Here is a 14257-nt window from a genome sequence, read left to right as displayed (position 1 = left end):
TTCTCCCACTCATCCCTCTGAACCGACCATGAAAAAAACAATCGCACTTTCTGCTGTCTCCCTGGCCGTCGCCTTCGCGACCGGTGCTGTTCAAGCACAGGAGAAGGTCAAGATCGGCTTCATCACCGACATGTCGAGCTTGTACGCCGACGTCGAAGGCAAGGGCGGCGCGACCGCGATCCAGATGGCGATCGACGACTTCGGCGGCAAGGTCAACGGGCTGCCGATCGAACTGGTGACGGCGGACCACCAGAACAAGGCCGACATCGCGGCGTCGAAGGCGCGCGAGTGGATCGACACCGACAACCTCACGATGCTGTTCGGCGGCACCAACTCCGGCACCGCCCTGGCGATGTCGAAGGTGGCGCAGGAGAAGAAGCGCGTCTTCGTCGTCAACGGCGCCGGCACCTCGGCGCTGACCAACGAGCAGTGCAGCCCGTACACCGTCCACTATGCGTACGACACCGTCGCGCTGGCGAAGGGCACGGGCGGCGCGGTGGTCGCGAACGGCGGCAAGAACTGGTTCTTCCTGACGGCCGACTATGCCTTCGGCGCGGCGCTCGAGGGTGACACCGCCAAGGTCGTGAAGGAGAAGGGCGGCACGGTGGTCGGCAACGTCAGGCATCCGCTCAACGCGTCCGATTTCTCGTCCTTCCTGCTGCAGGCGCAGAACTCCAAGGCGCAGATCCTGGGTCTTGCGAATGCCGGCGGCGACACCATCAACGCGATCAAGGCGGCGAAGGAATTCGGCATCACGAAGAGCATGAAGATGGCCGGCCTGCTGGTCTTCATCACCGACATCCACAGCCTGGGTCTCAAGAACACCGAAGGCCTGCTGCTGACCACCAGCTGGGACTGGAACCTCAACGAGCAGACCCGCGCCTTCGGCAAGAAGTTCTTCGACAAGACCAAGCGCATGCCGACCGACATCCAGGCCGCCGACTACTCGGCCACGACGACCTACCTGAAGGCGGTGCAGGCGGCCAAGACGACCGACGCCGACAAGGTGATGGCCGAGCTCAAGAAGATGCCGATCAACGACTTCTACGCCAAGGGCGTGATTCGCGCGGACGGCCGCATGGTGCACGACATGTACTTGGTCGAGGTCAAGTCGCCGACCGAATCGAAGCAGCCCTGGGACTACTACAAGGTGGTCGCGAAGCTGCCCGGCGAAGAGGTCTTCACGACCAAGGCCGAGAGCAAGTGCGCCCTCTGGAAATGATCTGATCTCCTGACCTCCTCGTTCATCGCCATCTTCTCGTCATGCAAATATCACTGCCCGCTCTCTTGAGCCAGCTCCTCCTGGGGCTGGTCAACGGGTCGTTCTACGCGATCCTGAGCCTTGGGCTCGCAGTGATCTTCGGCCTGCTCAACGTCATCAACTTCGCGCACGGCGCGCTGTTCATGCTGGGCGCGGTGCTGACCTGGATGGCGATGAACTACTTCGACGTCAACTACTGGGTCATGCTGGCGGTGGCGCCGGTCGTCGTCGGGCTGTTCGGCATCCTGATCGAGCGCCTGCTGCTGCGCTGGATCTACAAGCTCGACCATCTCTACGGCCTGCTGCTGACGCTCGGGCTCACGCTGCTGATCGAAGGCGTGTTCCGCTCGATCTACGGCGTCTCGGGGCTGGCCTACGACACGCCCGACGCGCTCGCCAGCGCCACCGACCTCGGCTTCATGATCCTGCCCAACTACCGGGCCTGGGTGGTGGTGGCCTCGCTGGTGGTCTGCTTCGCGACCTGGTTCGTGATCGAGAAGACCCGGCTCGGCGCCTACCTGCGCGCCGGCACCGAGAACCCGCGGCTGGTCGAGGCCTTCGGCGTCAACGTGCCGCTGATGATCACGCTGACCTACGGCTTCGGCGTTGCGCTGGCCGCCTTCGCGGGCGTGCTGGCTGCGCCGGTGATCCAGGTCTCGCCGCTGATGGGCCAGAACCTGATCATCGTGGTGTTCGCGGTCGTGGTGATCGGCGGCATGGGCTCGATCATGGGCGCCATCCTGACCGGGCTCGGGCTCGGTGTCGTCGAAGGCCTGACCAAGGTGTTCTATCCCGAAGCTTCCTCGACCGTCGTGTTCGTGATCATGGTGATCGTGCTGCTCATCCGTCCGGCCGGCCTGTTCGGCAAAGAGAAATGACGCGGCCCCAACGCATAGAGCCATGAGAAAAATCACCCCTGTCGTCTACGCGCTGCTGCTGATCGCGCTGCTCGTGGCCCCTTTCGCCGGCGCCTACCCGGTGTTCGTGATGAAGCTGATGTGCTTCGCACTGTTCGCCTCGGCCTTCAATCTGCTGCTGGGCTTTACCGGCCTGCTGTCCTTCGGCCATGCGGCCTTCCTCGGCGGCTCGGCCTATGTGGCCGGCCATGCGATGAAGGTCTGGGGCCTCACGCCCGAGCTCGGCCTGATCGTGGGTACCGCGGCCGGCGCCTTCCTCGGCTGGGTCTTCGGCATCCTGGCGATCCGCCGCCAGGGCATCTACTTCGCGATGATCACGCTGGCGCTCGCGCAGATGGTGTTCTTCGTCGCGCTGCAGGCCAAGTTCACGGGCGGCGAGGACGGCCTGCAGGGCGTGCCGCGCGGCAAGCTCTTCGGCCTGATCGACCTGCAGAACGACCTCACGATGTACTACGTGGCGCTGGCGATCGTGGTCGCCGGCTTCCTGCTGATCGTGCGCACCATCCATTCGCCCTTCGGCCAGGTGCTGAAGGGCATCAAGGAGAACGAGCCGCGCGCGCTCTCGCTGGGTTATGACGTCAGCCGCTTCAAGCTGCTGGCCTTCGTGATCTCGGCCGCGCTGTCGGGCCTCGCGGGCTCGCTCAAGACGCTGGTGCTGGGCTTCGCGACACTGTCCGACGTGCACTGGAGCGCCTCGGGCCAGGTCATCCTGATGACCCTGGTCGGCGGCCTCGGCACGCTGTCGGGCCCGCTGGTCGGCTCGGCGGTGGTGGTGCTGCTCGAGAACAAGATCGGCGAGCTGGGCCACTTGCTGGCGCGCATCACGACCGTCGACTGGTTCGACACGCTGGGCGAGTCGGTGACCATGGTCACGGGGCTGATCTTCGTGGTCTGCGTGCTGGCCTTCCGGCGCGGGATCATGGGCGAGATCATCGCGTTCATCGATCGGCGGCGCGGAGCGGCGCGGGGCTGAGCGGCGAAGGCCGATGGGGGTCGCCGTCGCTTGACGGCTTTGCGTGCTCAGAGCCTCAGTGCCTGCGCATAGCCCGTGAGTTCCAGGTAGCCGCGCCCCACCGGCTTGCCGTCGGCATCGAGCAATTCGCTCAGGCCTTCCCAGTACACGGTGCCGGTCGAGCCCTGGCCGTCGAGTTCCTGGTCGTCGAGCAGGGCCCGCACGCTGAAGCGTCCGGCCGGCGTGTCGATGCGCCATCGCGTCGGATAGGCGGCCCGCGTGCGCGGGCTGGTCCAGCGAGCCTCGGCCTCGAAGCGCAGCGCCTCCGGGCCGAACACCTGCAGCCGGCCGTCGGCCGTGCGCAGCGAGCCGCCGTGCCACAGGGCCGAGCCGTCGCGGCGCCGCAGCCTGAAGGCCGTCAGCGCGCCGCCGTCGAATAGGTTGATGCCGATCCAGTCCCAGCCCACCGCCTCGGGATGCAGCAGCGCTTCGCTCCATTCGTGGTCGAGCCAGGCGCGGCCCTGCACCTCGAAGCGCCGGCCCTGCAGGCTCAGGCTGCCCGTGGCGGCGAGCTGAGGCTCGCTGTAGTAGTAGCTGGCCTGCTCGGGGTCGGGCCCCTTGCGCGAGAGTCCGGCGCTGCCTTGCAGCAGCACCGGCTGGGTCGGGTCGAAGCGCAGGTCGATCGCGAAACCCGAGGCCGGCAACCGCGCGGCGTAGCCGGTGCCGTCGCGCTCGAGCGACCAATCGCGCAGTCGGACTCCGGTGTCGGCTTCCGACGCCGAGGCGACGCCGAAGCCGGCGCGCGCGATGCGCTGGTCGTGCCACAGCTTGCGGCCTTCGAGATCGGTGATCGCCGCATGCGCGAAGATCAGCTGCTTGGCGGCAAAGGCGGACTGCATCGCCTGCGTGGCGTCGATGCGCGAGCGGAAGAAGGTCAGCTGAAAGCCGAACTCGCGCGCTCCGGCGTTCGCATGGCCGGTGATGTACCACCACTCGGTGCGCAGCTCGGGGTGGCTGCCGAAGTCGCGCGGGAACTGCAGCGTGCGCGGCGGCAGCGCCCAGGCGGCGGGGCCCGCGAGCGCTGCCAGCAGCACGGCGCGGCGCGACCAGCCGCGGGCGCCCGGGGCGGACGCATTCAGGGGCTGCATCGTCACCAGTCCTCCTTGACCGCCATCACGGCATCGTGGCTCGCGGCGGCGCGGCCCGCCAGCCAGGCCGTGACGGTGCCGGCCGCGACCACCGCGGCGCACAGCGCGGCCAGCCGCGTCCAGGGCACCAGGAGGTCCATGGTCCAGTGGAAGCTCTGCGGATTGACCACGTGCACCAGCACCACCGACACCGCGAGCCCGAGCCCGAGGCCCGCGATGGCGCCGATCGCGGTCCAGGCCGCGCCTTCGCCGGCCACGATCGCCAGCACCTGGCCGCGCGTGAAGCCCAGGTGCGCGAGCAGGCCGAACTCCTTGCGCCGCGCCAGCACCTGGGCGCTGAAGCTGGCCGCGATGCCGAACAGGCCGATCGCGATCGCCACGGCCTGCAGCCAGTAGGTGACGGCGAAGCTGCGGTCGAAGATGCGCAGCGAGGTGGCGCGGATCTGGGCCACCGAGGCGATCTCGACCGGCTCGGCCGCCGCGGCTTCGCGCGCCGCCAGCGCCTGCACCGCCTGCTGCACCGCGCCCTCGCTCGCGCCCGGCGCCAGCCACAGCCCGATGTCGCTGGCGCCGGCATCGCCCGTGAGGCGCTCGAAATCGCGGGCGTCCATCGTGACGGCGCCGAACTGCCGGACATAGTCGCGCCAGACGCCGGCGACGAAGAAGACCGGCGGCGGCTGGCCGCCGCGCACCGGCCCCCAGGCACGCGCCAGCGCTTCGAAGGCGCTGCCGGCGCGGGCGCCGTAGAGCTCGACCATCGGCTCGCTGACGTAGATGCCGATCTGTCCCGCCGGCACCGGCAGCGCGGCGCCGAGCAAAGGCAGCGAACGACCGACCTCCGCGTCGAGGCTGCGCGCGATCAGCGTGACCGCGGGTCGCGCCGGATCGATTGACAGCGCGCGCGTGCGCAGCGTGCCGGTGCGCGTGACGCCGGGCAACCGGCCCAGCGCCTGCACGAAGGCGGGCGGGAAGAGCGCCTGTTCGCCGCCGGGGCCGGCGGCGCTGCGCAGGTACAGGTCGGCCGGCAGCACGACATCGAGCCAGCGCGTGACCGAGTCGCGAAAGCTGGCGACCATCACGGTCAGCGCCACGGCCAGGCTCAGGCTCGCGACCACGCCGCTGACCGCCACCGCGGCCGTGCCGCGCATGCGCCGGGCGCGCTCGATCGCCAGCAGCGGCAGCAGCCGGTGTGCGGCCAGTGGCGCGAGCCGGTCGTAGACGCCCGCGATCAGCCACGGCAGCGCCGAGATGCCGCCGACCAGCAGGAAGCCCACCGACAGGTAGGCCGCGATCGGGATGCCGAAGATCGCCGGCGCCAGCGCCAGCGCGCCGCCGGCGGCGATCAGCAGCAGCGCGATGCGGTGTGCCCCGCCGCCGGCCGGCGCGGCGCCCAGGCCCTTGAGCGTCTGCGCCTCGGGCAGCGCCTGCGCGGCGCGCGCCGGCCACCAGCCGCCGACGCCGGCCGCGAGCACGCCGAGCACGCCGTAGGTGAGGGCGGCGCCGGTGCTCCAGCGCAGCGTCGGCGCCACGCCGTCGAAGTAGCCGCCGCCCAGGTCGCCGCCCAGCAGCTTCAGCGCCAGCTGGGCCAGCGCGGTGCCGAGCGCGATGCCGGCGGCGCTGCCGATCACCCCGAGCAGCAGCGACTCGGCCAGCACCAGCYGCAGCCGCTCGCGCGGCGTCAGCCCCAGCACGCCAAGCAGGGCGAACTGCTGCGCCCGCTTGGCGACGCTCAATGCCAGCACCGAAAACACCAGGAAGGCGCCGGTGAACAGGGCCACCAGCGCCAGCACCGTGAGATTGACGCGGTAGGCGCGCGACAGGTTGCTGACACGCTCGGCCGCATCGCCCGGTTCGGCGATCTGGATGCCGCCCGGCCAGCCCGGCGATTGCTGCAGCGCGCGGATGAAGTCCGCGTGCCCGGTGCCCGGCGCGAGCCGCAGGTCGATGCGCGTGAGCCGGCCGCCGCGGCCGAACAGGTCCTGCGCCGCGCCGATGTCCATCACCGCCAGCGCGGCACCGCCGGCCGCGACCTGGCCGGCGATCTGCAGCGACTGCCATTGCGTGCCGACGCGCAGCTGCAACTGTGTGGCCTCGTCGCCGATGGCCTTGCGTGCGGCGGCGTTCAGGAACACCTGGCCGGGCGCGAACAGCGACAAGCGGTCGGCGCCTTCGGCGGGCCGCGGCATCAGGGCCGGTGCGATGGTCGGCAGTGCGAGGGCGTCGACGCCGACCACCCGCAGCGGCAGCCGGCGCGCGCCGATCTGCGCGACGCTCGGCAGTTCGAGCACCGGGCTCGCCAGCGCGACCTGCGGATGCCGTGCGACCTGCGCGAACACGGCCTCGTCGAAGCTGCCCTGGGCGGCGCGCAGTTCGAGGTCGGGCTGGCCGTTGACCGAACGCACTGCGCTCGAGAATTCGTCGAGCGCGGACGCATTGATCAACTGGACCGAGAAGGCCAGCGCGACGCCCAGCATCACGGCCACGACCGCGGCCGCGTTGCGCCACGGGTGGTGGCGCAACTCCTGCCAGGAGAAGCTGAACAACAAGGCCTTCATTGCATCCCATTCTGCGCGAAGCGCGATGCACGACAGCGGCGCGCTCAGAGCCTCAGAGCCGCTGCGATGCGGCGGCCAGCCAGGTGCGCACCGCCGGGCTGGCGCTGAGGCCGGTCGCGCGGGCGTAGGCCCGGCGCGCCGCCTCCGCCTGGCCGTTGCGGCCCAGCAGGTGCGCGCGTGCGGCCCAGAAGGGCTGGTAGTCGGCGACCTCGGCCGGCGCCAGGGCGTCGAGTTCGCGCAGGCCCATGGCCGGCCCCTCGGCATCGGCCACCGCGCAGGCCCGGCTGACCCGGGCGCCGGTGCTGGGCCGCAGCGCGATCAAGCCGTCGTAGAGCGCCACCAGCGCCTGCGCCGGAACCTGCGCGCCGAGCCGGCGAGCGCAATGGGCCGACTGGATCGCGGCCTCGATCTGGTAGGGGCCGAGCGCATTCAGCGTTGCGGCGCGCTGCAATGCCTGTTCGGCTTGCGTGCGAAGGGCCGGGTTCCAGCAGGCGGTGTCCTGTTCGTCCAGCGGCACATAGTCGCCATCGGCGCTGCGCCGTGCCGCCGCGCGGCTTTCGCAGAACAGCATCAGCGCCAGCAGGCCCAGCGGCTCGGCTTCCGCGGGCATCAGCCCGCAGAGGATGCGGCAGAGCTCGATCGCCTCGGCCGTGAGGCCGCGCTCCGCCGCGTCGGCGCCGTCGACGTCGTCCCAGCCGGTGCCGTAGGCCACATAGATGCCGTCGAGCACGTCCTGCAGCCGCTGCGGCAGGTCGAGGGCGCGCGGGAACTCGAAGGGAATGCCGGCAGCCCGGATCCGCGCCTTGGCCCGGACCAGGCGCTGGCCCAGCGTGGCCGGCGCCGTGAGGAAGGCGCCGGCCATGCGGGCGGCGTCGAGTCCGAGCACCGTCTGCAGCATCAGCGGCGCGCGCGCCGCGGCGTCGATGGCCGGATGGGCGCAGACGAAGAGCAGGCGCAGCCGTTCGTCGGGCACCGCCTCGCCCTGGCCGCCCGCGTCGTCGCCGACCTCGTCGGCCAGCAGCAGCAGGGTCTGCATCGCCTCGTCCTGGACGCGGCTGTGGCGCCAGGCGTCGAGCGTGCGGCGGCGCGCCACCTGCAGCAGCCAGGCTTCCGGCTGCACCGGCACGCCGTCCACGGGCCAGCGCTCGAGCGCCCGTGCGAAGGCGTCGGCCAGCGCGTCTTCCGAGGCCGCGATGTCGCGCGTGCGCGCCGAGAGAATCGCGACCAGCCGGCCGTAGGACCGGCGCGCGGCCTGCTCGGCGGCCGTGCGCGCCTGCTCGACCGCCGAGCCTGTCACATCGGTGCCGTGAAGACCGGGCGCACCTCGACGCCGCCGGTGCTGGCACAGGGCGCGCGGGCGGCCCATTCGAGGGCGGTGTCGAGGTCCGGCACGTCGACCACGAAGTAGCCGCCGAGCTGTTCCTTGGTGTCGGCAAAAGGTCCGTCCTGCACCTGGCGCTTGTCGCCGCGCACGCGCAGCGTGGTGCCGGTCATCGGCGGCCGCAGCCCGTGGCCATTGACCGCGATGCCCGACTCGCGGATCGCGCCGATATAGGCCATCCAGCCGGACATGTAGGCCTGGCCGGCGGCCTGGTCCCGTTGTTCGAACTCGGATTGGGGTTGGTAGAACATCAGCATGTATTGCATGGAACCTCCGGGGAAGAAGCACACGAGCAGGATCGCTCACTGCAATGACGGCGCAGCCGGTCGCGTTTCGACAGTGTGCGGCAAGGCGGCGGAATTTTTTTCTCGTCGCCGTCGCTTAAGCTCCTCGCCATGCACACACTCCCGACCTACGACGACGTGATCGCCGCGGCAGCGCGGCTCGAAGGGCATGCCCACCGCACGCCGGTGCTGCGCTCGCGCACCGCCGATGCGCGCTGGGGCGCGCAGTTCTTCTTCAAGTGCGAGAACTTCCAGCGCATGGGCGCCTTCAAGTTCCGCGGCGCCTTCAACGCGCTGTCGAAGTTCGATGCGAGGCAGCGCGAGGCCGGCGCGATCGCCTTCTCGTCCGGCAACCATGCGCAGGCGGTGGCGCTGTCGGCGCGCCTGCTCGGCATGCCGGCCGTGATCGTGATGCCGAACGACGCGCCGGCCGCCAAGCTCGCCGCGACGCGGGAATACGGCGCCGAGGTGGTGCAGTACGACCGTTTCACCGAGGACCGCGAGGCGTTGACGCGGCGGCTGGCCGAAGAACGCGGCATGACGCTGATCCCGCCCTACGACCACCCGGACGTGATCGCCGGGCAGGGCACGGCGGCCAAGGAACTGATCGAGGAAGTCGGCGCGCTCGATGCGCTGTACGTCTGCCTCGGCGGCGGCGGCCTGACCAGCGGTTCGGCGCTGTCGGCGCGCGCGCTCGCGCCCGACTGCCAAGTGTACGGCGTCGAGCCCGAGGCCGGCAACGACGGCCTGCAGTCGCTGCGGGCCGGCCGCATCGTCACCATCGAGACGCCGAAGACCATCGCCGACGGCGCCCAGACGCAGCACCTGGGCGAATACACCTTCGGCATCATCCGGCGCGACGTCAGCGACATCCTCACGGTCAGCGATGCGCAGCTGGTGGACGGCATGCGCTTTTTCGCCGAACGCATGAAGATGGTGGTCGAGCCGACCGGCTGCCTGGCCTTCGCGGCGGCCTGCGCGGCGGGCGAGGTGATCCGCGGCCAGCGCGTGGGTGTGATCGTCAGCGGCGGCAATGTCGATCTGGCGCGCTATGCAGCCCTGTTGGCCGGAACTTAGGCCCGGATCCCCTCGGCGCTCAGGTGCAGCACGCGGTCGGCGCGCGCCGCCGCGGCTTCCGAATGCGTGACCAGCACCAGCGAGGCGCCGTGCGCGCGGGTCTGCGCCACCAGCACGTCCATCACGCGAGCCGCGGTGCCCGGGTCGAGGTTGCCTGTCGGCTCGTCGGCCAGCAGCAGCGAAGGCGCATGGACCAGCGCGCGGGCGATCGCGACGCGCTGCAACTGGCCGCCGCTCAGCTGCTGCGGCAGGCGCGTGCCGAGGCCGGCAAGGCCGACGGCGTCGAGCATGCGCGCGACGCGGCCGTCGTCGCGCTGCCCCAGCAGCATCAGCGGCAGCGCGACGTTCTGCCCCACGTCCAGGTGCGGCAGCACATGGAAGGCCTGGAACACGAAGCCGACGTTCCTGCGCCGCCACAGCGCGCGCGCCTCGGCGTCGAGGGAGCCGATGTCGGTGCCGTCGTGCCGCACCGTGCCGGCGTTCCAGCTGTCGAGGCCGGCCATGCAGTTGAGCAGGGTCGACTTGCCGACGCCCGATTCGCCCACGATCGCCACGAACTCGCCGTCGGCGACCTCGAACGTGACGTGCTCGAACACCGGCGCCTCACCGTAATGCTTGGCGAGATCTCTGATCCGCAGCGTCATGCCAGTGCCGCCACCTGGCGCAGCACCTGGGCGATGGCATCGGGGGCCTCGGCCGGGATCACTTGGCGCCCCGGCATGCTGCGCAGCCAGGTCATCTGCCGCTTGGCGAGCTGGCGCGTGGCGGCGATGCCGCGTTCGCGCAGTTCGGAGATCGGCCAGGCACCGTCGAGCGCCTCCCAGGTCTGTCGGTAGCCGACGCAGCGCATCGAGGGCAGGTCGGCCACCAGGTCGCCGCGCGCGCGCAGCGCCTGCACCTCGGCGATCAAGCCGGCCGAGAGCATGGCGTCGAAGCGCTCTTCGATGCGCGCGTGCAGCCAGCTTCGCTCGGTGGGCTCGAGCGACAGCAGGGCCGCCGCCGGCGTGCCGTTGCCGGCCTGTGCCGCCGCGTGGAAGCTCGACAGCGGCCGGCCGCTGGCATGCCAGACCTCGAGCGCGCGCTGGACCCGCTGGCTGTCGTTCGGCGCCAGCCGCGCGGCCGTGATCGGATCGACCTTCGCCAGGCGGGCGTGCATCGCCGGCCAGCCGAGCGCGGCGGCATCGGCTTCGAGCTGGCGGCGCAGCGCCGGGTCGGCCGCGGGCATGGCATCGATGCCCTCGGCCAGCGCCTTGAAGTAGAGCATCGTGCCGCCGACCAGCAGCGGCAGCTTGCCGCGTGCCGCGATCTCGCCGATCAGGCGGCGGGCGTCCTCGACGAAGGCGGCCGCGCTGTAAGCCTCGCGCGGGTCGCGGATGTCGATCAGGTGGTGCGGCACTTCGGCGCGCTCGGCGGCGCTGGGCTTGGCGGTGCCGATGTCCATGCCGCGGTAGACCAGCGCCGAATCGACGCTGACGATCTCGACCGGGCGCTCGCGCGCGATGGCCAGCGCGGCCGCGGTCTTGCCCGAGGCGGTCGGGCCGGCAAGCGCCACGTAGCGCAAGGCCTTCGAAGTCGGCATCTCAGCGGCCACGCGGCTCCCCATGGCGGCGCACCAGGGTCCAGGCGATGGCCGCGATGCAGGCGCTCCAGAACCACATGCCGAGTGCCAGCGGCATCACCGTGCCGTCCATGCGCGCGCCCAGCCAGCCGCCGATGCCGAAAGCGGCCAGCATCATGATGAAGCCGTTGAGCGCCGAGGCGGCACCCGCGGCCTGCGGAAAGGGACCGACGGCGCCGGTCTGGCCGCAGGGCTGGTGCACGCCATGCGCCAGCATCACGAGGGTCAGCGGCCCGACGATGGCGGCGACCGACACCACGCCGGCCAGCGCCAGCAGGCCCATCGCGCTGCCGCCGGCCAGCGTCAGCCCGGCGGCCCTGGCCACGCTGCCGCGCACGCCGTGGCGCGGCAGCCAGCGCCGGCAGACGAAGGTGCCGGCGATGTAGGCCAGCGAGTTCCACAGCATCACCAGCCCGTACTGCGTCTTGCTGAGTTCGAGCACCTGGATGAAGACGAAGGAGGACGAGGCCAGGAAGGTGAACAGCAGCCCGTAGGACGCCGTGGTCAGCGCGCTGAAGGACAGGAAGACCGGATTGCGCAGCACCATCGCCCAGGTGGCGATCAGCGTAGCGGCGCGCAGTGCGTCGGGGTTGCGGCGCGGCAGCGTCTCGCCGAAGCGCAGTGCGACCAGCGCCAGCGTGAAGGCGCCGAACAGCGCCGGCACGAGCAGCGCCATGCGCCAGCCGAACAGGTCTGACACCAACCCGCCGAGCGGCGCGCAGAGACAGGCGATGACGCCCAGGCCGGTCAGGGCGCGCGACATCACGCGGGCACCGTCCATCGGCTGGTAGAGGTCGCGCACGATCGCCCGGGCCGCCATCACGGCCGCGCCCATGGCGGCGCCCTGCAGGGTTCGCCAGGCGATCAGGATCTCGATCGACGACGCCATCACCCCGCCGATGCTCGCGAGCACGTAGCCGCCCAGGCCCCACAGCAACACCGGCCGGCGGCCGAAGCGGTCGGACAGCGGCCCCCACACGAGTTGCGAGCACCCGAAGGCAAGCAGCAGCGCGCTCAGCGTCAGCTGCGCCTGCGCCATGCGGGCGCCGAAGCCGGCGGTCAGGGCCGGCAGGGCAGGCAGGTAGAGATCGGTCGTGACCGGCTGGATGCCCAGCAGCAGGGCGAGCGTGAGGACGACCAGCGCCGGCGACAGGCCCGAGGCAGGCGGCGCGGTGCGAGAAAGGGCCGGTGCAACGGGAAGCGGCATGCGCCCGAGGTTAACAAAGACGGCGCGGCGAGGCGCCGGAGGCGCTCAGATCGCCGGGCTGGTCAGGCGGGTCGGCCGCAGGGCGGTGGTTTCCGAAGCGGTGGGCGCAGRCATGGGAGGCAGCGGTGCCGGCTTCGGCGGCGGCTGCAGGTCCGCGCCCGTTGCGACCTCGGTCGGCGGCTCCTTCATGCGAAAGAGCTGCGACAGGGCGGCGCGGTACTGCGACTGGCCGATCGAATTGGCATTGTGGTGCGAGCCGCCCTCGACCAGCACGAACATCTTCGGCACGGTCGCGGCATCGTAGAGCTTGCGGCCCAGGGTCGGGTTGATCAGGCTGTCGGCCGCACCGTGCACCACCAGCAACGGCGCGCCGATGTCCTTGACCTTGCTGATGGCCTCGAAACGCTGGGTGATCAAGGGGCCGAAGGGCAGCCAACCCCACTTGAAGCTGCTCGCCACGTCGGCGATCGAGGTGAAGGTGCTCTCGACGATGGTGCCGCTCTCGTCGTCGACGCGCGAAGCGAGGTCGATGCCGATGGCGCCGCCGAGCGAGTGGCCGAAGATGTAGCGCGGCTGCTTCGGATGGCGGGCGGCGAGCCAGGTCCAGGCCGCGCGAGCATCCTCGCGCGCCGAGTCTTCTGAGGGTAAACCCTTAGAGCTCTTGCCGAAACCCCGGTAGTCGATGGCCAGCACCGAGAAGCCCAGTTCGTGCATCCGGCGCATGCGGGGGGCCGAGCCGGCGACGTTGTAGCGGGCGCCGTGCAGGTAGAGCAGCACGGGCGTATCGGCCGATTCCGGTGCACCGCCCAGCCACAGGCCGTGCAGGCGCGCCGGCTCCCCGGTCAGCGAGGAGTTGAAATCGATCCAGACGTCGTCCATGCCCTGGCTCATGGCTTCCGAATTGCCCCAACTGCGGTCGCTGGGCTGGAAGATCCACTCGCGCTGGCGTTCGTCGAGCGTGGAACAGCCTCCGGCCAGCAGGGCGACCAGGGCGGTGGCGGATGCGAACAGGGACCAGGATTTCATGGAAGGCTGAAGGACAGGCCGCTAGGCCGGAAAGTTCAACGACAGACTCCATGCAACGGGCGTGCCGACCGGGTCGATGACCCGGTAAACCCTAGGATTTGTAACGCTTTTGGTTTCTTTTTAGCCTGTTTCCAGATTTTGTAAGCGAAGGAAAAAAGACGGCTCAGCGTCCGCGCATGAACAGCGCGTCGAGCTCGCGCACCGAAATCTGGCGCCAGGTCGGCCGGCCATGGTTGCACTGGTCGGAGCGTTCCGTGGCTTCCATCTGGCGCAGCAGGGCGTTCATTTCGTCGATGGTCAGCTTGCGGTTGGCGCGTACCGCACCGTGGCAGGCCATGGTCGACAGCAGCTCGTTCTGGGCCCGCTGCACCACCGTGCTGGCGTCGTGCTGGGCCAGTTCGGCCAGCACGCTGCGCGCCAGTTCCACGGGGTCCCCATCGGCCAGGGTTCCGGGCACGGCGCGCACCGCCAAGGTGCGCGGCGAGAACGGCGCGATCTCGAGGCCGAGCGCGGGCAGCACCGCGGCGCAGGCCTCGGCGGTGGCCACCTCCTGGGGCGTGGCGGCGAAGGTCGCCGGGATCAGCAGCGGCTGGCTGCGGATGGCGGCGCCGTCGAGCTGGGTCTTCAGGCGCTCGTAGACGATCCGCTCGTGCGCGGCATGCATGTCGACGATGACCAGCCCCTGGCTGTTCTCGGCCAGGATGTAGATGCCCTGGAGCTGGGCGAGCGCGCGGCCCAGGGGCCAGGTGTCGGCGTCGCTCGACGCGATCGGCTCCGCCGCGGGGGCGGTGCTGCCGGTGCCGGTGGCCGCGGGCGAGAAGGCCGCTGCAG

General features: G+C 70.7%; 13 protein-coding genes. 4 read left to right on the top strand and 9 right to left on the bottom strand.

The window, feature by feature from the left end; translation table 11 throughout:
• Positions 1 to 28: 28 nt before the first annotated feature.
• From AC1D2E_RS20280 to AC1D2E_RS20270, 3 genes are read left to right on the top strand one after another with little or no spacing between them, the layout of a single operon-like run.
• Positions 29 to 1222, top strand: coding sequence for an ABC transporter substrate-binding protein (locus tag AC1D2E_RS20280; protein WP_478199063.1), 1194 nt, complete (start codon positions 29 to 31; stop codon positions 1220 to 1222).
• Between the two features lie 41 nt (positions 1223 to 1263).
• A complete protein-coding gene (locus tag AC1D2E_RS20275; protein ID WP_478199062.1) occupies positions 1264 to 2139 on the top strand; it encodes a branched-chain amino acid ABC transporter permease in 876 nt (291 codons plus the stop codon).
• Positions 2140 to 2161: 22 nt separating this feature from the next.
• Positions 2162 to 3151, top strand: a complete 990-nt coding sequence (locus AC1D2E_RS20270) for a branched-chain amino acid ABC transporter permease (protein WP_478199061.1) — start codon at positions 2162 to 2164, stop codon at positions 3149 to 3151.
• Positions 3152 to 3198: 47 nt separating this feature from the next.
• Here the strand turns inward: AC1D2E_RS20270 and AC1D2E_RS20265 are convergent, their stop codons facing one another.
• From AC1D2E_RS20265 to AC1D2E_RS20250, 4 genes are read right to left on the bottom strand one after another with little or no spacing between them, the layout of a single operon-like run.
• Entirely contained in the window at positions 3199 to 4278 is a 1080-nt protein-coding gene (locus AC1D2E_RS20265; RefSeq protein ID WP_478199060.1) for a lipocalin-like domain-containing protein, read from the bottom strand.
• A 2-nt stretch (positions 4279 to 4280) separates the two neighbouring features.
• Positions 4281 to 6833, bottom strand: coding sequence for an ABC transporter permease (locus AC1D2E_RS20260; RefSeq protein ID WP_478199059.1), 2553 nt, complete (start codon positions 6831 to 6833; stop codon positions 4281 to 4283).
• A 52-nt stretch (positions 6834 to 6885) separates the two neighbouring features.
• Positions 6886 to 8130 carry an RNA polymerase sigma factor gene (locus AC1D2E_RS20255; protein ID WP_478199058.1) on the bottom strand — a complete coding sequence of 415 codons (1245 nt, stop codon included), beginning with the start codon at positions 8128 to 8130 and terminating at the stop codon, positions 6886 to 6888.
• Positions 8127 to 8480 carry a YciI family protein gene (locus tag AC1D2E_RS20250; protein WP_478199057.1) on the bottom strand — a complete coding sequence of 118 codons (354 nt, stop codon included), beginning with the start codon at positions 8478 to 8480 and terminating at the stop codon, positions 8127 to 8129. Before AC1D2E_RS20250 ends, AC1D2E_RS20255 begins: the two co-directional genes overlap by 4 nt.
• A gap of 129 nt (positions 8481 to 8609) precedes the next feature.
• On the opposite strand from AC1D2E_RS20250, the gene AC1D2E_RS20245 reads away from it, so the two are divergent.
• Positions 8610 to 9575: a threo-3-hydroxy-L-aspartate ammonia-lyase gene (locus tag AC1D2E_RS20245; RefSeq protein ID WP_478199056.1), complete on the top strand. Its 966-nt coding sequence runs from the start codon at positions 8610 to 8612 to the stop codon at positions 9573 to 9575.
• Here AC1D2E_RS20245 and AC1D2E_RS20240 read toward each other — a convergent pair.
• From AC1D2E_RS20240 to AC1D2E_RS20220, 5 genes are all read right to left on the bottom strand, one after another.
• Positions 9572 to 10219, bottom strand: a complete 648-nt coding sequence (locus AC1D2E_RS20240; protein WP_478199055.1) for an ABC transporter ATP-binding protein — start codon at positions 10217 to 10219, stop codon at positions 9572 to 9574. The two genes, AC1D2E_RS20245 and AC1D2E_RS20240, sit on opposite strands and share 4 nt — an antisense overlap.
• Positions 10216 to 11154, bottom strand: coding sequence for a tRNA (adenosine(37)-N6)-dimethylallyltransferase MiaA (gene miaA / locus AC1D2E_RS20235; protein ID WP_478199054.1), 939 nt, complete (start codon positions 11152 to 11154; stop codon positions 10216 to 10218). Before miaA ends, AC1D2E_RS20240 begins: the two co-directional genes overlap by 4 nt.
• A 1-nt stretch (position 11155) precedes the next feature.
• The gene (locus AC1D2E_RS20230) at positions 11156 to 12400 is read right to left on the bottom strand and encodes a multidrug effflux MFS transporter (protein WP_478199053.1); all 1245 of its coding nucleotides are present in this window, start codon (positions 12398 to 12400) and stop codon (positions 11156 to 11158) included.
• A 45-nt stretch (positions 12401 to 12445) separates the two neighbouring features.
• Positions 12446 to 13426: an alpha/beta hydrolase gene (locus tag AC1D2E_RS20225; RefSeq protein WP_478199052.1), complete on the bottom strand. Its 981-nt coding sequence runs from the start codon at positions 13424 to 13426 to the stop codon at positions 12446 to 12448.
• Between the two features lie 163 nt (positions 13427 to 13589).
• Positions 13590 to 14257, bottom strand: a 668-nt coding sequence (locus AC1D2E_RS20220) for a DNA mismatch repair MutL family protein (protein WP_478199051.1), incomplete at its 5' end; no start/stop codon positions are given.

This window comes from Variovorax sp. P1_H2, from assembly GCF_056405295.1.
The sequence above is the reverse complement of the archived record's forward strand: the minus strand, read 5'-3'. Positions and strand labels throughout refer to the sequence as shown.

Coding starts and splice junctions, on each gene's coding strand:
- AC1D2E_RS20280 (WP_478199063.1), top strand. CDS start 29: ATGAAAAAAACAATCGCACTTTCTGCTGTCTCCCTGGCCGTCGCCTTC.
- AC1D2E_RS20275 (WP_478199062.1), top strand. CDS start 1,264: ATGCAAATATCACTGCCCGCTCTCTTGAGCCAGCTCCTCCTGGGGCTG.
- AC1D2E_RS20270 (WP_478199061.1), top strand. CDS start 2,162: ATGAGAAAAATCACCCCTGTCGTCTACGCGCTGCTGCTGATCGCGCTG.
- AC1D2E_RS20265 (WP_478199060.1), bottom strand. CDS start 4,278: ATGCAGCCCCTGAATGCGTCCGCCCCGGGCGCCCGCGGCTGGTCGCGC.
- AC1D2E_RS20250 (WP_478199057.1), bottom strand. CDS start 8,480: ATGCAATACATGCTGATGTTCTACCAACCCCAATCCGAGTTCGAACAA.
- AC1D2E_RS20245 (WP_478199056.1), top strand. CDS start 8,610: ATGCACACACTCCCGACCTACGACGACGTGATCGCCGCGGCAGCGCGG.
- AC1D2E_RS20240 (WP_478199055.1), bottom strand. CDS start 10,219: ATGACGCTGCGGATCAGAGATCTCGCCAAGCATTACGGTGAGGCGCCG.
- miaA (WP_478199054.1), bottom strand. CDS start 11,154: ATGCCGACTTCGAAGGCCTTGCGCTACGTGGCGCTTGCCGGCCCGACC.
- AC1D2E_RS20230 (WP_478199053.1), bottom strand. CDS start 12,400: ATGCCGCTTCCCGTTGCACCGGCCCTTTCTCGCACCGCGCCGCCTGCC.